At 59.9% G+C, this 21,850-nt stretch carries 17 protein-coding genes; 8 read left to right on the top strand and 9 right to left on the bottom strand.

Translation table 11 applies throughout. The annotated features are described in order from the left end of the window. Nucleotides 1-189 precede the first annotated feature (189 nt). The 4 genes from NH395_RS04230 to NH395_RS04215 are packed head-to-tail and all read left to right on the top strand — an operon-like array spanning nt 190 to nt 6,641. Nucleotides 190-1,395 carry an efflux RND transporter periplasmic adaptor subunit gene (locus NH395_RS04230; protein ID WP_253022632.1) on the top strand — a complete coding sequence of 402 codons (1,206 nt, stop codon included), beginning with the start codon at nt 190-192 and terminating at the stop codon, nt 1,393-1,395. After that, nucleotides 1,395-4,493, top strand: coding sequence for an efflux RND transporter permease subunit (locus NH395_RS04225; protein ID WP_253022631.1), 3,099 nt, complete (start codon nt 1,395-1,397; stop codon nt 4,491-4,493). Before NH395_RS04230 ends, NH395_RS04225 begins: the two co-directional genes overlap by 1 nt. Then, nucleotides 4,493-5,911, top strand: a complete 1,419-nt coding sequence (locus NH395_RS04220; RefSeq protein WP_253022629.1) for an ATP-binding protein — start codon at nt 4,493-4,495, stop codon at nt 5,909-5,911. Before NH395_RS04225 ends, NH395_RS04220 begins: the two co-directional genes overlap by 1 nt. 31 nt (nt 5,912-5,942) lie before the next feature. Then, on the top strand, nt 5,943-6,641 hold the full coding sequence (locus NH395_RS04215) for a response regulator (RefSeq protein ID WP_066322555.1): 699 nt from the start codon (nt 5,943-5,945) through the stop codon (nt 6,639-6,641). A 13-nt stretch (nt 6,642-6,654) separates the two neighbouring features. Here the strand turns inward: NH395_RS04215 and NH395_RS04210 are convergent, their stop codons facing one another. Next, entirely contained in the window at nt 6,655-7,536 is an 882-nt protein-coding gene (locus tag NH395_RS04210; protein ID WP_253022627.1) for an alpha/beta hydrolase, read from the bottom strand. A 176-nt stretch (nt 7,537-7,712) separates the two neighbouring features. Between NH395_RS04210 and NH395_RS04205 the strand changes: the two genes are divergently transcribed. After that, nucleotides 7,713-8,099: a hypothetical protein gene (locus tag NH395_RS04205; protein WP_253022625.1), complete on the top strand. Its 387-nt coding sequence runs from the start codon at nt 7,713-7,715 to the stop codon at nt 8,097-8,099. A gap of 247 nt (nt 8,100-8,346) precedes the next feature. Then, entirely contained in the window at nt 8,347-10,386 is a 2,040-nt protein-coding gene (gene betT / locus NH395_RS04200; RefSeq protein WP_253022623.1) for a choline BCCT transporter BetT, read from the top strand. On the opposite strand, the gene NH395_RS04195 is transcribed toward betT, so the two are convergent. After that, entirely contained in the window at nt 10,383-11,048 is a 666-nt protein-coding gene (locus tag NH395_RS04195) for a methyltransferase domain-containing protein (protein WP_253022621.1), read from the bottom strand. The two genes, betT and NH395_RS04195, sit on opposite strands and share 4 nt — an antisense overlap. Then, entirely contained in the window at nt 11,045-11,212 is a 168-nt protein-coding gene (locus NH395_RS04190) for a hypothetical protein (protein ID WP_253022619.1), read from the bottom strand. Before NH395_RS04190 ends, NH395_RS04195 begins: the two co-directional genes overlap by 4 nt. Nucleotides 11,213-11,293: 81 nt before the next feature. Between NH395_RS04190 and dauA the strand changes: the two genes are divergently transcribed. Continuing rightward, nucleotides 11,294-13,042, top strand: coding sequence for a C4-dicarboxylic acid transporter DauA (gene dauA, locus NH395_RS04185; RefSeq protein ID WP_253022617.1), 1,749 nt, complete (start codon nt 11,294-11,296; stop codon nt 13,040-13,042). A gap of 72 nt (nt 13,043-13,114) precedes the next feature. Here the strand turns inward: dauA and adhP are convergent, their stop codons facing one another. After that, nucleotides 13,115-14,143, bottom strand: coding sequence for an alcohol dehydrogenase AdhP (gene adhP, locus NH395_RS04180; RefSeq protein ID WP_253022616.1), 1,029 nt, complete (start codon nt 14,141-14,143; stop codon nt 13,115-13,117). A gap of 122 nt (nt 14,144-14,265) precedes the next feature. Next, complete coding sequence (locus NH395_RS04175; protein WP_253022615.1) at nt 14,266-15,786, bottom strand: aldehyde dehydrogenase family protein; 1,521 nt, start codon at nt 15,784-15,786, stop codon at nt 14,266-14,268. Between the two features lie 117 nt (nt 15,787-15,903). On the opposite strand from NH395_RS04175, the gene NH395_RS04170 reads away from it, so the two are divergent. Next, a complete protein-coding gene (locus NH395_RS04170; RefSeq protein WP_253022614.1) occupies nt 15,904-16,593 on the top strand; it encodes a response regulator transcription factor in 690 nt (229 codons plus the stop codon). Here NH395_RS04170 and NH395_RS04165 read toward each other — a convergent pair. From NH395_RS04165 to NH395_RS04150, 4 genes are read right to left on the bottom strand one after another with little or no spacing between them, the layout of a single operon-like run. After that, a complete protein-coding gene (locus NH395_RS04165; protein WP_253022613.1) occupies nt 16,590-17,990 on the bottom strand; it encodes a hybrid sensor histidine kinase/response regulator in 1,401 nt (466 codons plus the stop codon). The two genes, NH395_RS04170 and NH395_RS04165, sit on opposite strands and share 4 nt — an antisense overlap. Continuing rightward, nucleotides 17,962-19,125, bottom strand: coding sequence for a nitric oxide-sensing protein NosP (nosP, locus tag NH395_RS04160; protein WP_253022612.1), 1,164 nt, complete (start codon nt 19,123-19,125; stop codon nt 17,962-17,964). The genes NH395_RS04165 and nosP overlap by 29 nt, the downstream gene beginning before the upstream one ends. Next, on the bottom strand, nt 19,106-21,340 hold the full coding sequence (locus NH395_RS04155; RefSeq protein ID WP_253022611.1) for an ATP-binding protein: 2,235 nt from the start codon (nt 21,338-21,340) through the stop codon (nt 19,106-19,108). The genes nosP and NH395_RS04155 overlap by 20 nt, the downstream gene beginning before the upstream one ends. Beyond that, nucleotides 21,330-21,842, bottom strand: a complete 513-nt coding sequence (locus NH395_RS04150; RefSeq protein ID WP_366065131.1) for a molybdopterin-dependent oxidoreductase — start codon at nt 21,840-21,842, stop codon at nt 21,330-21,332. The genes NH395_RS04155 and NH395_RS04150 overlap by 11 nt, the downstream gene beginning before the upstream one ends. Nucleotides 21,843-21,850: the final 8 nt, after the last annotated feature.

Here is a 21,850-nt window from a genome sequence, read left to right as displayed (position 1 = left end):
TATTGTTAGCAAATAAAGTGTCAGCCAAGTAGCCTTGAGCCACGTTGCGACAAGATGGGCGCTGCGCGGGGCGAGTTGCACGCAATTTACACATTGCTTACCTAATCGCTGCGTGACACAGGGTGATGCTAGCATGATACGCCCCAATAGCTCTAAGTTTCGATTTCGGCCAATGGATAACCCGCGACCATGACAGATCATCAACCTCCCTCACCATCACAACATGGTCGCATTCGGCCAAGCGCGGTGGTCGCGCTGTTTGTTTTGATAGGGGGGGCGGCACTGGCATGGTGGATCGTCACTCAGCCCCCGCGTATCGAACGCCAGCCCCCGCCCGAACCGACGCCTCCCCTGGTCGATGTGGTCAGCGTATCATCCGCTGCCCGTTCGCCTGATCTGCAGGGCTTTGGCCGCGTTGAGGCCGAGCAGGAAGCCATGCTCGCCAGCCGGGTCGCCGGTCAGCTCGAACGGTTTGCCAAGGGCGTGGTGCCTGGACAGGTGGTCGAACAGGATACCCCCGTCGCGTACATCGACCAGGCTGACCTAAAGTTGGCACTGGAAGATGCCGAGGCTCAGCTAGCCGATGCCCAGGCGCAGTTGGCACTTGAACAGGCAGAGCAGCAACGCGCCCGCAGTGAGTATGAGTCTTTCGGACGCCAGCTTTCCGCCGAACGCCGCGCCTTGGTACTCCGAGAACCCCAGTTGCGCCAGGCCCAGGCGCTGGTTGCCCAGGCCCGCGTTGCCCGCGACCAGGCCGCCTTGAACCTGGACAGGGCCACCCTGCGTTCGCCCTGGCAGGCGATGGTACAGGAGCGCCTGGTCGGCGCGGGCAGCCTGCTGAGCCAGGGCACCGAGGTGTTGCATCTGGTGGGCGTCGAGCAGTTCTGGGTGCGTGCCTCGCTGCCGGGAGAGTGGCTTGACTGGCTGCAGGAAGGCAGCCGTGTCAGCTTGTCCAGCAGCGGCTGGCCTACGGACGCGCAGCGCCAAGGAACGCTGGTCTCCATCCTTCCCGCGCTGGAAGAAAACGGTCTGCAGGCACAGCTACTGATTGCCGTTGATGACCCGTTGGCGCTTAACACCGAAGGCCCGGCTCTGCGCTTGGGTGATGTGCTGCGCGTCTCGTTTGCCACCAGCCCCCAGCCTGACCTCATCGCCCTGCCCTCCGCCGCGCTGCGGCCGGGCGAACAGGTGTGGTGGGTCGACGATGATGACCGCCTGCAGCGTAGTCACGTCACGCTCGCCTATCGCGGCCAGGATCAGGCATTGGTCAGCAGCGGCCTGGCCGATGGCCGACGCGTCGTGACAGCGGGGTTGGCCCAACCCAGGGAAGGTCAGCGCGTTCGTATCCGACAACGCGGCGACACCCCATCGAACGACACCGGGGGTGACAGCTGATGCTGCGAAAAGGCCCCCTGGCGTGGATGGTCGACCATGGCGTTGCCCCAAACCTGCTGATGATCCTGTTTATTGTCGGCGGGCTCATGGCGTCGCTGGCGATCAAGAAAGAGATCTTCCCGGCATTTGAAACCGAGGTGGTCCAGGTCACCATCAGCTACCCGGGCGCCACGCCGGAAGATATCGAACAGAGCCTGCTGCTGCCCGTTGAGGCAGCCATCTCCGACGTCGAAGGCATTGATGAACTGACATCCAGCGCCAGCGAGGGTAGCGCCAATATCAGCGCCACACTGGTGGATGGCATCGACGTGATGCGCGCCTATCAGGATATTCAGCAGTCGGTTAACGCAATTACGACGCTGCCCAACGCCGCTGACCCACCCCGCTTCACCCTGGCCGGCCGTGCGCGAAGCGTATTGAGCCTGCAGGTTTTCGGTCAGGCCGACCTGGGCACGCTCCACGATGCCGCGGAAAACGTCCGCGCCGAACTACAGGCCACCGACGGCCTTTCCCGTGCCGAGCTATCGGGGAATCGCGCCCGGGAAATCCAGGTGCTGCTGGATGACGAAGCCATTGAGCGCTACGGCCTTGATCACCAGGCGCTTGCCAATGTGATTGGTGAGGAAGCGCTGGACCTGGCCAGCGGACAACTGACCACCGACGAAGGTGAATGGCTAGTGCGCTACCAGGGGCGACGTAACAGCGCCGCTGCCTTCGCCGAGCTGCCGGTTCTCACCAGCACCCAGGGTATGCCAATTCGCCTGGGCGATATCGCCGATGTCCGCGAGGGCTTTGCCGAGACCGACCGTGAGGAATTTTATAACGGCCAACCCGGCCTTTCGGTGGATGTCTACCAGATTGGCGACCAAACGCCGACCAGCATTTCAGAAGCCGTCAACGGCGAGCTCGAGCGCCTACGTGCCGGTTTACCCGAAGGTGTCAGCCTGGAAATTTCCCGGGACAGCTCGGCTGTCTACGAAGACCGATTGAGCCTGCTGCTGAAAAACGCCTGGATGGGTCTGGCCTTGGTCCTGGTATTAATGGCGCTGTTTTTGGAAGCGCGCTTGGCCTTCTGGGTCACGCTTGGCATTCCCACGGCATTTCTGGGCGCGATGCTATTCCTCCCCTGGATCGGCGTGTCGCTGAACATGATATCGATGTTCGCGTTTATCATCGCGCTGGGCATTGTGGTCGACGACGCCATCATGGTGGGTGAAAATATCTACAGCTACCGAGAAGAGGGCTATTCGCTTCGCGATGCGGCGGTCAAGGGGGCCCGGGAAATCGCCACGCCACTGACCTTTGCGATTCTTTCCAACATCGTCGCCTTCCTACCGCTGCTGTTCTTGCCCGGCTTCCTGGGGCTGATTTTTGCCACCGTTCCGGTAGTGGTCATCACCGTCTTTCTGATTTCCTGGGCCGAAGCACTGTTCATTCTGCCCGCGCACCTGGCCCATAGTCGCAAACCCCGCCAGACACCCACCTGGCAACGCCCGCTGGAAGCCTTGCGCCAACGCATGCAAGGCGGGCTTCATCACTTTACCTATCATCAGTTCGAGCCCTTTTTGCAGCGGGCGCTCAATGTCCGCTGGCTGACCGTCGTGCTGGGAATCGTCATCTTGCTGGTGACGCTTGCCTGGAGCATGAGCGGACGCCTTGGCTTCTCGCTGATGCCTCGGGTCGAGTCCGATGAGGTCGAAGCCAGCGTGACACTGCCCATTGGAAGCCATATCAGCGTTAGCCGCGAGCTCAGCCAACAGCTATTGGAGGCTGGCGATCGACTGAGTCAACGTGAGGCGTCTCTGCACTTCAGCAGCACCCATACCCGCTTGGACGGTGAGAGTCTGCAGGTAGAATTGGAGATTGCGCCAGAAAGCCTTGAGGACTGGCCGCCTTCCCGAGTTGCCAGGGAGTGGCGCGAGCTAACCGGCGATTTACTTGGCGCTCAGTCGGTGCGCTTTGCTTCAGATGCAGGCGGGCCCGGTAGCGGTGCGGCGCTCAGCTTACGTCTGTCACACCCTGACACCCAGGTGCTCGAAGGGGCGGCCAACCAGTTGGCTGATTCACTGGGCAACTACGGCTTGATCGATATCGACAGCGGCCTGGGCGATGGCAAACCGCAACTTGAAATGCGCCTATCCTCCGAAGGCCGTTCGCTGGGCCTTACCGGCAGCGACCTGGCCCAGGCACTGCGCGGCCCCCTCCAGGGTGCCACGGCCCTGGAGCAGTTTGTCGGGCGCAGCGAAGTCAGCGTCGAGGTACGCCTGCCCGAAGAAAACCGCAATAGCCTGAACGAACTCTACCGCCTACCGGTGCGCACGCCCGACGGCCTCAGCGTGCCGCTTTACCGGGTTGCGGATATCTCGCTGAGCCAGGCCTCCAGCGGCCTTGAGAGGATTAACGGCCGGCGGGTTATCACCGTCACGGCGGATGCCGAGGATGATCTCCCCATCAACCAGGTGCTCGCCACCCTACAGACGGATGTTTTCCCCGACCTGGAAGCCAACTGGCCGGGGCTTGAGGTCACCCTGGGCGGGCGCCAGCAGGATACCGCCGATAACCTAGCGACGTTGCGCACCTCCATGTGGCTGATGATTGCCGCACTTTATGCATTGTTGGCGATCCCTTTCAAAAGCTATCTGCAACCGCTACTGGTGATGGCCGCGATCCCCTTTGGTATCGTCGGGGCCATTGTCGGCCACATGCTCATGGGCTTTGGCTTGTCGATCATCAGCCTGCTCGGCATGCTGGCACTCTCCGGCGTGGTGATTAACGACGCCCTGGTGCTGATTGATTATGCCAACCGCAAGCGGCGCGAGGGCATGGCAGCGCGTGAAGCCATCGTCACCGCCGCCACCCGTCGGCTGCGCCCCATCATGATGACCACTCTGACCACGTTTTTGGGGCTGGCGCCGATGATTCTGGAGACGTCCCGGCAGGCGCGCTTCATGATTCCCATGGCGATCTCGCTGGGCTTTGGCATGCTTTTCGCCACGCTGATTCTGCTGATTCTGGTGCCGTGCCTCTACCTGAGCCTCGAGAATCTGCGCGAGCGGACACGCACCCCGCCACAGCCGCATTCAGCAGGAGCTAACTAATGTCGTTGATCTCGTTGCGCTCATCCCTGGGTCGCTTTCGCTGGCGCTTCTCGCGGCTGGGGTTGAAGTTGTTCCTGATCATCCTGAGCGTCAATGTGGCGATTTCCACTGGCGCCTTTCTGGCCGTCTCGTACAGCATCGACCGAGGCTTTCTTGAGTATCTTAATCAGGCTCAGGAGCGCCGGGCCACCTTGCTGGCCGACAGCCTGGTCACGCGCTGGCAGCCCCGGCAAAGCTGGGCATGGCTCGAGCGCTCACCGGAACGCTGGCCGATGGTCGTGCGTCACGCCCTGGGCCAGGAGCACCGTGATCGCCCTAGCCCCCTCGGCGAGGCACAGGACTTTGTTCTGCGCGATGCCGATGAACGTTTTGTGATACCACCCCATAATGCTAGTCAGAGCAACTGGCACTGGCTCACGCTACGCAGCGACGACGAAGAGATCGGGAAGCTCGGGTTTCGCCCGCCCCAACAAGTCATGGAGCGCATGGAAAACCGCTTCCTGGAACGCCAGCAGCGCAATCTGCTGATTATCGTTCTATCCCTGGGCGTCGCCTCATTCTTACTGGCCGGCGGACTGTCCTGGTGGCTGGGTCGGCGCACGCGGGCGCTCGCCACTGCCACCCAGCGCTTGACCGAAGGTGATTACCACAGCCGCCTGCCTGAGCGTGGCCGTGACGAACTTTCTCTTTTGGCCCGCGATTTCAACGTATTGGCAGCCACCCTGGAGGCAAGTCGCAACGCCCGTGCCCGCTGGGTCTCTGACACCGCCCATGAGCTCCGCACCCCGCTGGCGGTGTTGCGCGGTGAAATTGAAGCCATGCAGGATGGCATTCGTCCGCTGAATCAGGAGAGCCTTGGGTCCCTCGGCCAGGAAGTGGATCAGCTTGAACGGCTGGTCGCCGACCTGCGTCTGCTTTCGCAAAGCGATGCTGGCGCGCTGGATATCCAGTTGGCGCCAATGAACCTAAGCGATGCCCTGGCGGGACGTCTGGAAGATGCCGAACGCTGGCTGAACGACAGCGACATGAGCCTGACCCGGCAGATCGACCCCAATATGATGATTCGCGGCGATGCCCAGCGCCTGCGCCAACTATGGGATAACCTGATGGATAACAGCTGCGCCTATACCAGCGCCCCGGGCTCACTCAACGTCACCCTGACCCAGGAGGGAAACGAGGCCGTGGTCAGTTGGCAAGACAGTGCGCCTGGGGTGCCCGATAGCGAACTTGCGCGGCTCACTGAACGGCTGTATCGGGTCGAGGGCTCGCGTAACCGTTCAAGCGGCGGCAGCGGCCTGGGCCTGTCGATCGCCAGTGCCCTGGTGCATGCCCATGGTGGCAGCCTTTCGGCCTCTCATTCGACGCTGGGTGGATTATGCTGGACACTTCGCTTCCCGTTGCTGAACACCGATAATTGATCCAGTCCTTTTTCTTAAAGCGAGCTTGCCCATGATGGATAATGCCTCTTTACTGGTCGTGGAAGACGAACCCAAAATTGCCCGCCTGATGGCAGACTACCTGACCACCCATGGCTTTGAGGTGACCACCCTCGACCACGGCGACCATGTGATGCCGTGGCTTGACCAGCAGACCCCCAGCCTTATCCTGCTCGACCTGATGCTGCCCGGCAAAGACGGCCTGACGCTGTGCCGCGAGATTCGCCACCAGTGGCCGCATATCGCCATTATCATGGTGACCGCCAAGGTCGAGGAGGTGGATCGCCTGCTGGGGCTTGAACTGGGCGCCGACGACTACATGTGCAAGCCGTTCAGCCCGCGCGAGGTGGTTGCCCGTGTCAAGGCGGTACTGCGGCGAAGCCAGGCGGCCGCCGACAATACCCCGCAAGCGGCGAGCAAGGCGCTGGTAACACTTGACGAAGACGGCTGGCAAGCGCTGGCACAGGGTCACGACCTGGGGCTGACCGCCGTGGAGTTTCAGCTGTTGCGGGTGATGATGCAGGCACCGGGGCGTATCTTCAGCCGCGAGCAGCTGATGGACCACATGTACCGAGACAACCGGATCGTTTCGGAGCGCACCGTGGACAGCCACATCAAGAAGCTGCGCAAGAAAATCCACGAAGCGCTCCCCGAGCAGGAGATTATCCGCTCGGTGTACGGGGTCGGCTACAAGTACCAGCCGGAAGGTTAGCGGCCAGTACTGCTCAGGGGGAAACCTGGTCGTTAAGGAACGCAATCCCCGCCTCTATCGCGCCACCGCGCAGCAGAAAGCTGGCGAAATGGCCACGCCCATGCAACAGGTAAAGCTCGCTTTCAACGCCGTTGTCGACCAGCGTTTGATAAAAGTCTTCCGCATGGTCCACCGGCACTAACTGATCCCAGGTGCCGTGAAAGAGAAAAAACGGCGGCGCGTCCGGCGTTATCTGGCGCTCGGGGGAAGCGAGACGGTAAGCCTGACTTTTTTCAGCGCGGGTACCACCGATAAAGTCGACCACCAAGCGACCGTCATCAAATTTGAGCAAATCGCTGGGCAGGCCACCGGCCAGCACGGCGGCTAAGCGGCTCTGCTCCCCTCCGTAGGGCTCCGCCAGCGGCCCTTCCGATCCTGCCAGTGCCAGCAGGCTCACCAAGTGCGCGCCGGATGAAAAGCCTACGCCCACGATGCGCTGCGTATCGACTTGCCACTCATCCGCGTTGGTGTGTATCCAGGCCATCGCCTGCTGCAGGTCATGCAACTGCGCGGGAAACTTGTAGCTCGGCGCAAAGCGGTGCTCGATATTCACCGCCACATAACCCTGCGCAGCCAGCTGCTCGGCAATCCCTCGCATATCTTCTGGGCCACGATTGCGCCACCCCCCACCGTGGACAATCAGCGCCGCGGGGCGACGGCTCCGGTTAGGTGACGCCGGTAAAAAGACCTCGGCGTTGAGCGCTTCAGGCCATGCATCAGGCGTATAGGGGGTGGGCGGAAGGCGCTGGTAGGGCAGCGCCTGATGGGTATCTTCGTCAGCGCTACTGGCGGGCTCACCTTGGCTGGCAAGATGCGTGACACCGCAGCCGCTCAACAGCAATGCCAAGGCACTCACGGCACTGCAACGTCGTAAGCAAGACCACCGCGATATATTCAACACAGCATTTCTCCTTGAAAGATCCCCTGCCCCCGCAGCGAGCCTACCAAGATCACGATTATTGCACACTCCCTGCAAAGGGTTTGCACCCGGCCGGACAATACTCATAGCGTCAACCCACCAGGAGATACGTCATGACCCTTTCACTTCGTCAATTCGCTGCCTCGGCGCTGTTCGCCGCCGCCTTATTGCCATTGGCCGCGACCGCCCAGGCGGATCATCACGACGGCGAGAAACCTCACCATGACCGCGAGCGCATGGAAGAAAGGATGGAAGAGCACCGTCAGGACGTTTACGAACGTGCGGCGCTCAGCGAGGATAAGCAGCAAGCACTGAACGAGGCCCACGAAACATTTCGTGATGAAATGAAAGACGTTCGCGATGCCCACCAAACGCGTATGAACGAGATTCTGACCGAGGACGAGCAGGAAGCCCTGCGCAACGCCATGCACGAGGCCCGTGAAGAATACCGCCAAGGCCACGGCAAACGTCATCATGGTGACGAAGACGATAGCCAATAAGCGCGTTTATGCCATCGCCAATACGCTTAATGCCCGGTTCTGCCGGGCATTTCTATTTCTAGCCTGACCATGTAGCGCGCTTGATCACCCAAGGCTCGCCCTTGGTGCCAGTCAACGCAGCAATACGGGGAACTGAAACACGGACTTGAAGGCAAAGGGTAAAGCGCGTATTTTATTTGAACGTTCATTCAAAATAAAATTGCTTGATCGCTATTCCATTATTGTCTAACAACAGGAGTCCGCCTCCATGGCGAAAGACAACCCCGTTCTCCCCTCCCGAGACCGCCTCAACCCCGTGGTATTCCACGGTAGCGTGGCAGGCATTGTGGTCTTTCTGGTACTGACCATGCTCTTCACCGAGCAGGCCGGCGCCTTTTTCGATGCTGGCCTTGCCTGGGTGAGCAAAACCTTTGGCTGGTATTACATGCTGGCGATTGTCGCGTACCTGGTATTCGTCGCGCTAATTGGCATGTCGCGCTACGGCAGCATTCGGCTGGGGCCTGACCATTCACGACCGGAGTTTTCCCTCTTGTCGTGGTCGGCCATGCTGTTTGCCGCGGGCATCGGTATCGATCTGCTGTTCTTCAGCGTTGCCGAGCCGGTTGCCCACTATCTGGCGCCACCGGATCTGACCCCGGAAAGCCAGGCCGCCATGCGTAATGCCGTCGTTCAAACCTATCTGCACTGGGGACTCTCCGGCTGGGGACTTTACGTGTTGATGGGTATGGCGCTGGCTTACTTCAGCTACCGCCACCGCCTGCCGTTGGCAATTCGCAGTGCCCTCTATCCCATACTGGGCAAGCGTATCCATGGTCCTATCGGTAACGCTGTTGATATTACCGCGGTGATTTCCACCGTGTTCGGTATCGCGACCAGCCTGGGCATTGGCGTCATGCAGCTCAACTACGGCCTGAACTACATGTTCGACGTGCCGGAAACCCTCACCGTGCAGATCATCCTGATTGTGCTGGTCGTGGTGTTAGCGACGATTTCCGTGGTCACTGGCGTTGAGAAAGGTATCCGCCGACTCTCCGAGTTCAATATGCTGTTGGCACTGGCGCTGATGCTGTTTGTGCTGTTTTCCGGCGATACGCTGATGCTGCTGGATAAAGTGGTCAACAACGCGGGTGATTACCTATCCGGGTTTGTGGCCGCCAGTTTCAATACCTATGCGTTTGACGGTGAAGGCGCTCAAGAATGGAAAATGTGGTGGACGATCTTCTTCTGGGGTTGGTGGATTGCCTGGACGCCGTTTGTCGGCCTGTTTCTGGCGCGTATTTCACGTGGCCGCACCATTCGTGAGTTCGTTGCCGGTGCGCTGTTCATCCCGCTGGCGTTCATGATGGTATGGATGTCGATCTTCGGCAACAGCGGTATCGAACTCGTCGCCAACCAGGGCATCACGGAGCTTGGCGAACAGGCACTCAATACGCCGCAAACCACCCTCTACACCCTGCTTGAATACTATCCGTACGTCGGCATTACGGCGGCTGTGGTCACTATCCTGGGGATTGTATTCTTTATTACCTCGGCAGACTCCGGCGCGCTGGTATTGGCCAACTTCACCTCCATTCTCAGCGACGTGAACCACGACGCGCCGATCAAACTGCGCATTTTCTGGTCCGCCATCATTGGCCTGATCACCATTGCGCTGCTGATGGCAGGCGGCTTGAACGCGCTGCAAAGTGCCGTGGTGATTACCGCCCTGCCGTTCTCACTGGTGATTTTTGCCATCATGGTGGGCATGGTCAAAGCCCTGAAGCTTGAAGGCAGCAAGGCCGACGCACGCCGCATGATTGCCGGCGGCGCCTCCGGCGGTGACTGGCGCGAGCGCCTTGACCGGGCGCTGGACACGTCCAACCGTGCAGGTGCGGCGGCCACCATCGAGCACTCGATTCGTCCGGCCATGACGCAGTTTGCCCAGGAACTGGAAAGCCGTGGACAGACCGCTAACGTCAGCGAAGAGCAGTTGGAGGGCGAATCACTGCCCAAGTTGATGCTGCAGGTCGACTTTGGCGACGCCACCAGTTTTGTCTACCAGGTCTGCCCACACCGCATGCGGACGCCAAGCTTCATCCCGGCGGACGACGACTTTTACGTGCGGCTGGATGTCTTCCTTGCCGAAGGCGGCCAGGATAAAGACCTCAACGGCTATACCCGTGGTCAGGTGATTGGTGACCTGGTGGCCGAGTACGAACGCCACCTGCACTTCTTGACGCTGGCAGGCCATCAACAGGCTATGCCGGGCACTATCGGTGAACCACCGGAAGAGTCCACTCAACCTTAAACCAAGCGTCCCACGCCCTCCCGGCCCGATGGCTGAGAGGGCGTTTTTTCTGTCAACTGATGGGTAAAGTGGGCCAACTGGGTCGGCTGACCCAGTGCGTCATGCCACTCACCAATACCGGTGAAGCGCACTCGATAGCCATGGCGCTTGGCAACGCCCCTTGCCCACTGCTGAAAACGCCCCCGTGACCATTCAAACTTGTGGTCCGGATCTCGGTACTCGCCCTCTTCTAACCCGAACAGCGGGTTATAGTCGGCATTGGGCGTAGTAATCACCAGGTAGGCAGGCCGAAAGTTGGCAAACACCGCTTTTTCCAAAGCCGACAGTTGCGCAGGTGGGATATGCTCAATGGTTTCCACCATCGCCGCGGCTGAAAAGTGCTTGAGCGGTTGTTTGTCATCTGTATACGAGCCACAGATTAGCTCTAGACACTGCTTTGCTCGGGGTAAATCCGCCAGACGAAATTTGGCTTGCGCTAATAGTTCACCGTCCAGTTCCACGCCAACGACGCGCTCAAACTGCTCCACCTGCAATAAATATTGCAACAACCCTCCAGAGCCGCAGCCTAAATCCAATACGTTCTGGGCCTGGGTTGCACGGAGCTGCTCGGCGACGTATAGCAGGCGCTGCTGGTGAAGATCCGGCGTTTCTATATCGGTCACACAGACTCCAATGTAAAGTCAAAGGCCTTTTGTGAATCGGCCGCATCGAACCACTTGGCGAAACTGTCAGCCTGTGCAACGCCATGCAACTGCATCGCAAGCGGCAATAGCTGGACGCCCACCGGACAGCTGCCTGCGGCAAACCATCGCAAAATGCCCATCATGCATAACGTCCCGTTGTGCAAATTCAATGAGCAGAGTAACGTAACAGGTTGATTTGCTTGCCCACCCAGGAGGCCTATCGCATGTCCCGTTCGCGTTACATTTTTCCGGTGCCTGGTAGCGCACTCATCCGCACCTGGCGTGAAGGATACACCCTTGGCAAATTGAAGCGCGATATAATGGCGGGGCTCACGATTGGCGTAGTGGCCGTACCGCTTTCCATGGCGCTGGCAATTGCCACCGGCGTTCCTCCTCAACATGGGCTCTACACTGCCATCGTGGCAGGCGCGGTGATCGCCTTGACTGGCGGTTCGCGGTTCAATATCTCCGGCCCTACCGCCGCCTTTGTGGTCATCCTGTTTCCCATCGTGGCCAGCCACGGCCTGGGCGGGCTGCTGATTGCCACACTGATGGCGGGTGCCATCTTGGTCGCACTGGGGGTGTCGCGGCTGGGCAGCCTGATTCAGTACGTGCCTTATCCGGTGATTCTCGGCTTTACAGCGGGTATCGGCGTGGTGATTGCGCTATTGCAACTGCCGGACTTTCTGGGTCTGTCTGGCATCGAGCTTGGCGATAGCACCCTGCATAACCTGATGCTGATCGGCCAGGCGCTACCCCGTCTTTCACCCGCAGAGGTCAGTGTCGGGCTTATCACCTTGGCGACGCTGATCATCTGGCCCCGCCTGAATACCCCCGTCCCGGCCCCGCTGGTCGGTTTGGCGATGGGGACGCTGATGGCCGCGCTGATGATGATGAGTGGCGTTGAAGTCGATACCATCGCCTCACGTTTCAGTTGGGAGTTCGAAGGCCAAACCGGCGGTGGCATTCCCCCCTTCGCGCCTGTTTTTTCAGCACCATGGCATTTTCCTGGGGCGGATGGCACCCCCCTTGAGATCAACTTTGCGCTGATTCAGTCGTTGCTCGGTCCGGCACTGGCGATTGCGCTCTTGGCGGCCATTGAGTCACTGCTGTGTGCCGCGGTGGCGGATGGCCTGACCCGCACCCGCCATGACCCTAACGCCGAGCTAATTGGTCAGGGCCTGGGCAATATGGTGGTGCCTTTCTTTGGCGGCATTACCGCTACCGCGGCCCTGGCCCGCACCGCGACCAATATCAAAAGCGGTGCCTGCTCCCCTGTCGCCGCGGTGGTGCATTCGCTGGTGGTACTGCTTGCCGTGGTCGCTTTGGCGGGTGTACTGGGTTACGTTCCCATGGCCGCCCTGGCCGCCCTGCTGTTTATCATTGCCTGGAACATGAGCGAGGCGCGCCACTTTGTGCATACGCTGAAAAGCGCCCCCGCCAGCGATGTCGCCGTGCTGGTAATCTGCTTTGCATTGACGGTGATCTTCGACATGGTTATCGCAGTGGCGGTCGGCATTGGCTTGGCAGCGGCGTTATTTATTCGCCGTATGGCCCAGTTGACCCATACCCGGCGCTTGACCGCACCCGACACCGCTGAATACTTCCCGTTGGAAGTGGCGCTTTATAAGATCAGTGGCCCGATGTTTTTTGGCGCGGCCGAAAAGGCCATTGCCACGCTAAGAGCCATTGATCACAGCATTCGGATTGTCGTGCTGGATATGCGCGATGTGCCGAGCCTGGATACCACCGCCATGGTGGCGCTGGACAGCCTGCGACGGGAACTGGGTGAGCAAGACGTAGGCGTTATATTCGTTGGGCTGCCGCCGCGTATGGCGCTGAAAATCAAACGTGCAGGCATTAAGCGTGAAGCGGGTAAGTTAGCGGTCGTCAGCAACCTTGCCCACGCCGAGCGCATGGCGCGCCGTTGGTTGGGCTGGCGTAATAGCAGTTCGGTAACGGCGGGGAATTAATCGCATCGGTGCCATGACAACGTTAGCGATAAAAAGGGGGAGTTTGCCTCCCCCGTCTGCTCACATAGCCCTTCAGCTCGCCATATCGAGCACGATGCGGCCCTCTATCTTGCCGTCGATCATACGCTGGAAGACATCGTTGATATTATCCAGCGTGTCGGTGGCCACCGTGGCCTTAACCTTGCCTTCGGCGGCGAAGTCCAGCGCTTCTTGCAAGTCGCTGCGCGTGCCGACGATGGAGCCGCGAATGGTAATACCGTTGAGCACCGTGCTAAAGATCGGCAGCGGGAAGTCACCGGGTGGAAGGCCATTAAGTACCAGCGTGCCGCCGCGACGCAGCATGTTTTGCGCTTGATCGAACGCCTTCGGCGATACCGCGGTGACCAGTGCGCCGTGAGCACCGCCAATGGTCTTCTTCAGATAGGCCGCCGGGTCGGTTTGCATGGCGTTGACGGTTACCGTAGCGCCCAAGCGCTCGGCCAGGGCCAGTTTGCCGTCGTCGATATCTACCGCCGCTACGTTAAGCCCCATGGCCTTGGCGTATTGCACCGCCATATGGCCTAAGCCACCAATCCCCGAAATCACCACCCACTGGCCAGGGCGGGTATCGGTCATTTTCAAGCCTTTATAGACCGTCACCCCTGCGCACAGTACCGGGGCTATTTCAACAAAATCAACGGCGTCCGGCAGGCGGCCGACATAGCCCGCATCCGCCAGGGTATAGTCGGCAAACCCACCGTTAACGCTGTAACCGGTATTTTGCTGGGACTCGCACAGGGTTTCCCAACCGCCCAAGCAGTGCTCGCAGTAACCGCAGGCCGAATAGAGCCAGGGGACACCAATACGATCGCCCTCTTTGACATGGGAGACCCCTTCCCCCACCGCCACGATATGACCCACGCCTTCATGGCCGGGAATGAACGGCGGAGAGGGCTTCACCGGCCAATCGCCGTGAGCGGCGTGTAAATCGGTATGGCAAACCCCAGAGGCCGCCACTTTCATCAATACTTCACCCTGCTTGGGGCGGGGTACGTCAACTTCTTCTAACGCCAATGGCTGACCAAACTCACGAACCACCGCCGCGCGCATTGTGCTATCCATGATGCAACTCCTAATAGTTTTCGACACGGCCATTGCAAGAATGGCCATTATCGGAAAATTCAGCGTCAGGGAGAGTGAGACACCGCCCGGCTTATGCCGGACGGTGTGACTTACGGAGCTGGTTAGAAGAAGCCCAGCGGATTGATGTCGTAGCTGACCAGCAGGTTTTTGGTCTGCTGATAGTGTTCCAGTGCCATCTTGTGGGTTTCGCGGCCAACGCCAGACTTCTTGTAGCCACCGAAGGCCGCGTGGGCGGGGTACTGGTGGTAGCAGTTGGTCCAGACACGCCCGGCCTGAATGCCCCGACCCATGCGGAAAGCGACGTTCATGTCGCGGCTCCACACGCCGGCGCCCAAACCAAACTCGGTGTCGTTGGCAATCGCCAGCGCTTCTTCTTCGTCCTTGAAGGTGGTGACCGCTACCACCGGGCCAAAGATCTCTTCCTGGAAGACACGCATCTGGTTATTACCCTTCAGCAGCGTTGGCTGAATGTAGTAACCGCTGTTGATGCTGTCGTCCAGGGTCTCTTTGTTACCACCCGTGAGGAATTCGGCGCCTTCGTCGCGGGCAATATCCATGTACGACATGATCTTGTCGAACTGTTCCTGAGACGCCTGCGCGCCTACCTGTACGTCGGTATCCAGCGGGTTACCACGCTTGATGGTCTGCGTACGCTCGATGACCTTGGCCATGAACTCATCGTACATGCTTTCCTGGATCAGCGCTCGAGAGGGGCAGGTACACACCTCGCCCTGGTTAAAGAACGCCAGCACCAGGCCTTCGACCGCTTTATCAATGAACGTCGGCTCGGCGTTCATGATATCGGCGAAGTAGATATTGGGGGATTTGCCGCCCAGCTCCACGGTGGAGGGAATGATGTTCTCCGCTGCGCACTTCAGAATATGCGAGCCGACCGGGGTGGAGCCGGTAAAGGCGATTTTGGCGATACGTTTGCTGCTGGCCAGTGCCTGGCCTGCTTCGGCACCAAAGCCGTTGACGATATTGAGCACGCCTGGAGGTAGCAGGTCGCCAATCAATTCGACGACTTTCAAAATCGATGCTGGCGTCTGCTCGGCAGGTTTGAGCACCACGCAGTTACCCGCCGCAAGTGCAGGTGCCAGCTTCCAAACCGCCATTAGAATCGGGAAGTTCCAGGGGATAATCTGGCCTACCACGCCCAACGGCTCGTGGAAGTGATAAGAAACCGTGTTGGCATCGATATCCGCCGCCGTGCCTTCCTGGGAGCGTATGCAGCCGGCAAAGTAGCGGAAGTGGTCAACGGCAAGCGGGAGGTCAGCGTTCAGGGTTTCGCGCACCGCCTTGCCGTTATCCCAGGTTTCGGCAACGGCCAGCATTTCCAGGTTCTGTTCGATGCGGTCGGCGATCTTGAGCAGGATATTGCTGCGCTCTTGTGCCGACGTTTTGCCCCAGGCAGGTGCCGCGCTGTGGGCCGCGTCCAGGGCCTTGTCGATATCCTCGGCACTTGAGCGGGGAATTTCGCAAAACACTCGGCCGTTAACCGGGCTGACGTTATCGAAGTATTGGCCCTTCACCGGGGGGACAAACTCGCCGCCGATGTAATTGCCGTAGCGTTTTTCGAACGATACCAGTGAACCAGCATCACCAGGATTGGCGTATATCATTATTGAGCTCCTGCGTATTATGATTATTAAAGGTTGCTCATGCAGTGTTGGTCAGACGGGCGCAACGCGATATACCCCGTTGGCAGGATGCGCCCTCATCCCTTGGTAGGAGACGCCATGTATTCGTTATTGGTGGCAGACGATCATCCGCTGTTTCGCGACGCGCTGCAGGTGGTCGTCAGCAGCGGCTTGCCGCATAGTCAACTTTTGGAAGCCGATAGCCTCGCCTCTGCCATCCCCCTGATTAGCGAGCACGACGGCCTGGACTTGCTGCTGCTCGACCTGAGCTTGCCCGATGCGGAAGGCCTCGACGGCCTGACCCACCTGCGCGAGGCGTTTCCCTGGCTGCCGGTGGCGATTATTTCGGCGCATCAGGAGCGTCAGCTAGTACTGGATGCGATCAGCCTGGGCGCTGTGGGTTACATCCCCAAATCAACCCCTAGAGAGGCCATGATTAGTGCGCTCACCCAGATTCTCGAAGGGCAGCTCTACCTGCCTTCCGATGTCATGCGCCGCCCTCCCTCCGCAAGGCCGCCGGCCGAATCCAGGCCATCGGCAGCCACCGAACACCCGGCCGGTGACAAGCTCGCCCGGTTGACCGACAAGCAGCTTGCGGTGTTGAGCTGCATGACCCAGGGCATGTCGAACAAGCTGATCGCCCGCGAACTAAGCATTGCCGAGACGACCGTCAAAACCCACGTCTCGGCGATCTTGCGCAAACTGGAAGCCACCAGCCGCGTCCATGCCATCGTGATGGCGGGCGAGGCGAACCTGCCGCTTTACTTGGCCAGCCGCACGACGCGCTAACCCTGGCTGCCCTGTGGGATTAACAGGCTGACCAGCAGCATCCTCAGGCGCATCGGCTTTAACGGTTTCAACAAGCAGTGCATGCCCGCCTCGCGGGCGGAACGGCTGAGTTGCGCATCATGGTTGGCGGTAATCACCACCGCTGCCAAGCCTGGATAGCGACGGCGCAGGCGCGCCGCCAGCGCCAAGCCTGTTTCCCGGTGATCGCCAAGATGATAATCAACCAGCAAGACGTCAGGGGTCTCGCCATCACTGGTGGCTTCAAGCGCACTGGCCGTGGCCGCCGCCCTGACCCGGCAGCCCCAGCTCCCCAGCAGCGCCTGCATGCCGTCGATAATCGCCTCATCGTCATCGATGACCCACACCACGCACTCAGCAAGCGGCGACCCGGGGTCATCGTCTGCCACGGCACCTCTCGGCTCAGCACTGCGTCGAGACGAAGCGGCATGGGAAGACGCATACGGCACGGTGATTGAAAACAGCGAGCCATGCCCGGACCGAGAGGCCAGCGTTACCGGCTGCTCCAGCATGGTGCTGATGCGGTCGACGATAGCCAAGCCGAGGCCCAGCCCTCGGCTGTGATGGCGCTGGGCCTCCGGGGAGCGCTGAAACTCGAGGAAGATCGCTTCGCGCTGCTGTTCGGCAATCCCTGGGCCGGTATCACCGACCATGATCTCCACGCCTTCTGGGCGGCGGCGGCAGCCCAACAGCACGTGGCCTTGCTCGGTATAGCGCACGGCGTTGCTCAAGAAGTTACGGATCACCCTTGCCAGCAGCGCCAGGTCTGACTCCACCATGACATGCGACGGCACGTAATGCAGGCTCAAGCCTCGCACGGCCGCCACCTGGCGGTACTCCTCCGCCAAGGCATCCAGCAGAGTGCTGACCGCAAAGGGTGCCTTGTCGGCGTGCAGCACCCCCGCATCCAGACGCGAAATATCCACCAGCGTGCCCAGCAAGCCTTCGACATCTTTCAACGAGCGCCCCACATGGCCGACCAGGGTAGTCGATGCCTCGGGCAAGGAATGAGCTTCCAGGGCACTGACAAACAGCCGGGCGGCGTTAAGCGGCTGCAGCAGGTCGTGACTGACGGCCGCGAGAAACTTGGTTTTCGACAGATTGGCGGCGTCGGCGTCGGCTTTTGCCGCCTGCAGACGGGCGTTGGCCTGCCCCAGCTCGTCCAGAGCACGGTGCAGCGCATCGGTGCGTTCCTTGACCTGTTCGGCCAGCAGAACGGAGCGCTCGAAAGCCGCGTAAGGCGCGCCATCGGCACCGCTGCCCGATTCCACGCGGCTCATCAGCGCCTGGCACACTTTGCGCAGACGGCGATTTTCTTCGCGTAAAGCCTCGGGGCTGAGTGTCGTGTCGTCACTCGTCGAGAGTTGGAAGAGTGCCAAGTGCCACTCCTGTAAAGGTTTGATTGACATGCATGCCGTGGTGCTGCTCACCGTAGGTGTTAAACCCCACCACCCGCGAGCGGCGCAGCAGTGCCGAGGCCTGCTCTAGATGGTCGACCGCTTCCAGCTCCATGCGGCGTAAGAAGCAGTCGCAGCCAATCATCAGCGATGGTGGCCCCAACCGTGCCGTCACCCCCTCAAGCATGCGATTGAGATCATCCAGTAACGGAGCAGGCTGCATTGCCGTCAGGACAATGCCGTTTTCCACCGCACAGTAAAAATTTAGGCTACCGTCGTCGTTCACGCGCTGAATCGAGCGCACGAAATGCTGTCCCCCAAGTTGTACCGCGAGGGGGTGCCGTGCAAATACCTCGGGCACGAGGGCCTCTAGCGAGACGCCGACCAAGTCAGCGTAGACACTGGCCGCGGGAAGGCCGTTCAGTTCCACCACGCGGCGGCGATCGCGGTCCGCTTCGGTCACGACCAGCTTATGCACCAACGGCAACAGATGATGGGTCGAGAACACTTCAAACGGTAGACACGTATTGATCATGACGACCACGGCGGCACGGCTGTGAAAGCGCCCGTTGGCATACACATGGGTGTGGGCAAGGTGGTTATCGTCACCGGCGGAGCCGCCAAAGCTGGGTATACGCCCCAGGGCTGCGTCCAGGGTCGCCAACACCTGCTCCTCACGGCTTGAAAGCCCGTCCAGCAAGGTCAGCGCAAAACTGTGCTCGTTCACCGGTGCCAGCGCCCGACGACGGCAGCGCTCGGTCAAGTCATCGACCAGCGGCTGGGCGTCACTCAGCGCAAAACGGTCCAGATCGTCGACCAGCGACGCTTCCATGGCGAATACCCGCTGATCAAAGCCAATCGCTACAATGCTGCCGCGATCATATCCCTCGGGGGTAATCTCGCCTGCTGTGGTGCAGCCACTGACCGGTACCGTCGGAAAAGCGCGGTCCAGCGCGGCCGATAAACGATCCAGATCATACTCGGCACTGCAGAAAAAAATGACGCCGCCAAGATCGGCATGGCTGAGGCCCTCGGCCAATGCTTGCACTGCCTGCTCGGCATTTGCCGATCGGCTGGCGACCACCACAGTGCCGTGGTTAGCGAGAGAAGTCGTCACGCTGCCATTTCTCCAACGCCAAATGCGTACGGGCGGCCGTCTGACGCAGCTCACCCAGGGCGTGATTCAGCTCGCCGGTAGCCGTCGTCTTGGCGACCAGTATCTCGAGCCGCTTGGCGTGCTTCGCCACCTGATGCGCCCCGATACTCAGCGCTTCACCGCGCAGTTGATGGGCCAGACGTGCAACCTGTTGGGTGTGCTCGTCAGACAAGGTGTCAAACTCGAGGTAAGCCGTAAACTGTGCCAGATAATCCTCGACTTGCCGGTGGTACAGGGCAATAAGCTCGCGCAGATGATCCTCGTCAAGGTTACTGGAAAGGCTGGCCAAGGTGTCCCCATTGAGCAGAGTGTCATCGCTTGAAGACGCAGTGGATTGCAGAGAAGCGTCCGTAGCCTCACCCAACTGAAACGCGAGAACGTTGCTCAACGCATTCGTTGATAGCGGCTTGGTGATGTAGTCGTTCATGCCCGCCTGCAGGCAACGCTGCCGGTCGTCCTCAACACCACCGGCGGTCATGGCCACGATGGGCACCTCGGCCAGCCAACCGCCCTGTGCACGCAGCTTGCGGGTGACATCCAGGCCATCCATATCGGGGAGCTGAATATCCATAAAAATCAGGTGGAAACGCTGAGCCGCCACCATGGCCAGCGCATCATGGCCACTTTCAGCACAGACCACATCGCAGCCCAGACGCGCCAGCAATTCAGTGGCGACTTTGCGGTTGATAGCGTTGTCTTCCACCAGAAGGAGTGACGTACCGGCGAAATGTGGCTGGGCCGAAGGGGCTGGAAGCTCCGTGCGCTGCTGGGGCGTCGCTTCCTCCAGGGGTAGTTGGCAGCGGAAGGTGCTGCCCTCACCCGGCTGACTATCAACACTCAACTGGCCCCCCATGGCATCGCTTAACCGCTTGGAAATGGCCAGCCCCAGGCCGGTGCCGCCAAAACGCCGGGCGACCGATGCATCGGCCTGCTGGAAAGGCTCGAACAGACGCTGTTGTTGTACATCGGTCAGGCCGCAGCCCGTATCACTGACGTCGAAGAGTAAATGGTCAGCCGTGGCCGAGACCCGCACAGAGACCGCCCCGTCATCGGTGAACTTGATGGCGTTGGCCAGCAGGTTGAGCAGAATTTGCCGTAGACGACCGGCATCCACCATTACCCAGGTAGGCACCTGTTCATCCACCTCGGTCGTGAGCATCAGCCCCTTGGCTTCAGCCCTTGGCTTGAACAGCGCCACGACGCTTTCCAGCAGCGGCTTGACCGCAGTGGCTGTCGTCTCAAGACGAAGATGACCGGCTTCAATTTTGGAAAAGTCCAAAATTTCATTGATCATCGCCAATAACTGATTGGCACTGTCATAGATCGTATTGGCGTAATCTTCGACCTGCCTCCGATTGGCGGGCTCCCGCAACAATTCGCTCATTCCGATGACGCCATTGAGCGGCGTGCGAATTTCATGACTCACCATGGCGAGAAAGTCGGATTTCGCCTGATTGGCTGCCTGGGCCTGCTCGGCGGTGACTTCCAATTGGCGGCTCATCGCTTCCTGGTCTCGCCGTGCAGCGGCGCTCTCGCGCATTTCCCGCACCAGAAAGACCACCACCAGCAATGCCGCCAGGCTCATTGCCATAATCAGGCTCATCAACAGCTTGTACAGCAGGCTAAGCTGGGCGCGCTCTTCCGTGGCAGACTCTGCCAGATAACCATTGATGGTGATCACCAGCCGTTCGGTGAGCCGAGTCAGCGCTTGCAGCTCGGTTTCCAACGCGGTGATCGGCATCTGCTCGAGAGTTTCGTGGGGCTCGAACATCGGGTCGAGAGTGTCAAGCTGCTGCTGGATATCATCGAGTAGCTGGCGCGCAGGCTCCATGCGGTTGAGCAACTCGCTGACCTCTCCTTCATTGAGCAAGGTAAGGCGGCTATAGAGCAGCTCAAATCCCAGTTCCAATTCATCCTGAGCACTCGGCGCTATCGGCCCCCGGGTTGCGTTGAGTAGCTGATTGAGCAACTGGACCGCATCGCGGTCCAGCTTATAAACCACCCAGGAAGTGTCTTCACGCAGTGTTTGGGTCAGGTTATCCTGCCGCCAGGCGGCGATTGTCGCCACGACCAGGGCTGCCGCAAACAGCACTACCGCGGCCATGGCAACCAGTTTGAAGCGCCAAGGGTAGCGCAGCAAACGAGGATAATGCGTCAAGGGAACGCTAGAGGACATTAATCAGCATCACCTGCCAGACGGCTCGAAAGCGCATTTTCTCACTCAGCAGGGCGTCATCCTGATCAAAGGGATACAGGACCCAAAGCGGGCCGTATTCTCGGACTGGAATCGCCTCACCATCGCGTTTGAGTGCCAGAATGACATCGTAGTCATAAAAATCACTGACCGGGATTTCAGCCTCGTAGCCATTCAGCGCCAGGACATTGACGTTGCCCTCCTCCACGCCCAAGTGTGCCAGCAAGTCGCGCATCAGCGGGCCTTCATAATGATTCCGGCTGTCGGTCCAGGGCGTGCTCGTGGCAAAATCATGCTGCGGCAGTTGCTCCAGCATCTTGCGATCAAAATGCGCTTCGTCATCGACATTCGTGTGGGCAATATCACCCACAACTTTCAGAATCACCGGCCCCGTCGGCGCATGGCTTTCAACTGACGAGGACGCGACCCCCGCCAGCGGAATGCTGAACGCCAGCAGGACGGCTCTCAATAAAAATGCCTTCACTGCGATAT

Origin of the sequence: Halomonas sp. Mc5H-6 (genome assembly GCF_024124705.1) — a bacterium.
Classification (GTDB): Bacteria; Pseudomonadota; Gammaproteobacteria; order Pseudomonadales; family Halomonadaceae; genus Vreelandella; species Vreelandella subterranea.
Note: the sequence above shows the minus strand (reverse complement) of the source record. Positions and strands in the feature narration are given on the sequence as shown.

What these genes read in the sequence shown, in the direction of transcription:
- NH395_RS04230 (WP_253022632.1), top strand. Translation starts at nt 190, where the DNA reads ATGACAGATCATCAACCTCCCTCACCATCACAACATGGTCGCATTCGG.
- NH395_RS04225 (WP_253022631.1), top strand. Translation starts at nt 1,395, where the DNA reads ATGCTGCGAAAAGGCCCCCTGGCGTGGATGGTCGACCATGGCGTTGCC.
- NH395_RS04220 (WP_253022629.1), top strand. Translation starts at nt 4,493, where the DNA reads ATGTCGTTGATCTCGTTGCGCTCATCCCTGGGTCGCTTTCGCTGGCGC.
- NH395_RS04215 (WP_066322555.1), top strand. Translation starts at nt 5,943, where the DNA reads ATGATGGATAATGCCTCTTTACTGGTCGTGGAAGACGAACCCAAAATT.
- NH395_RS04205 (WP_253022625.1), top strand. Translation starts at nt 7,713, where the DNA reads ATGACCCTTTCACTTCGTCAATTCGCTGCCTCGGCGCTGTTCGCCGCC.
- betT (WP_253022623.1), top strand. Translation starts at nt 8,347, where the DNA reads ATGGCGAAAGACAACCCCGTTCTCCCCTCCCGAGACCGCCTCAACCCC.
- NH395_RS04190 (WP_253022619.1), bottom strand. Translation starts at nt 11,212, where the DNA reads ATGATGGGCATTTTGCGATGGTTTGCCGCAGGCAGCTGTCCGGTGGGC.
- dauA (WP_253022617.1), top strand. Translation starts at nt 11,294, where the DNA reads ATGTCCCGTTCGCGTTACATTTTTCCGGTGCCTGGTAGCGCACTCATC.
- adhP (WP_253022616.1), bottom strand. Translation starts at nt 14,143, where the DNA reads ATGGATAGCACAATGCGCGCGGCGGTGGTTCGTGAGTTTGGTCAGCCA.
- NH395_RS04175 (WP_253022615.1), bottom strand. Translation starts at nt 15,786, where the DNA reads ATGATATACGCCAATCCTGGTGATGCTGGTTCACTGGTATCGTTCGAA.
- NH395_RS04170 (WP_253022614.1), top strand. Translation starts at nt 15,904, where the DNA reads ATGTATTCGTTATTGGTGGCAGACGATCATCCGCTGTTTCGCGACGCG.
- NH395_RS04155 (WP_253022611.1), bottom strand. Translation starts at nt 21,340, where the DNA reads ATGTCCTCTAGCGTTCCCTTGACGCATTATCCTCGTTTGCTGCGCTAC.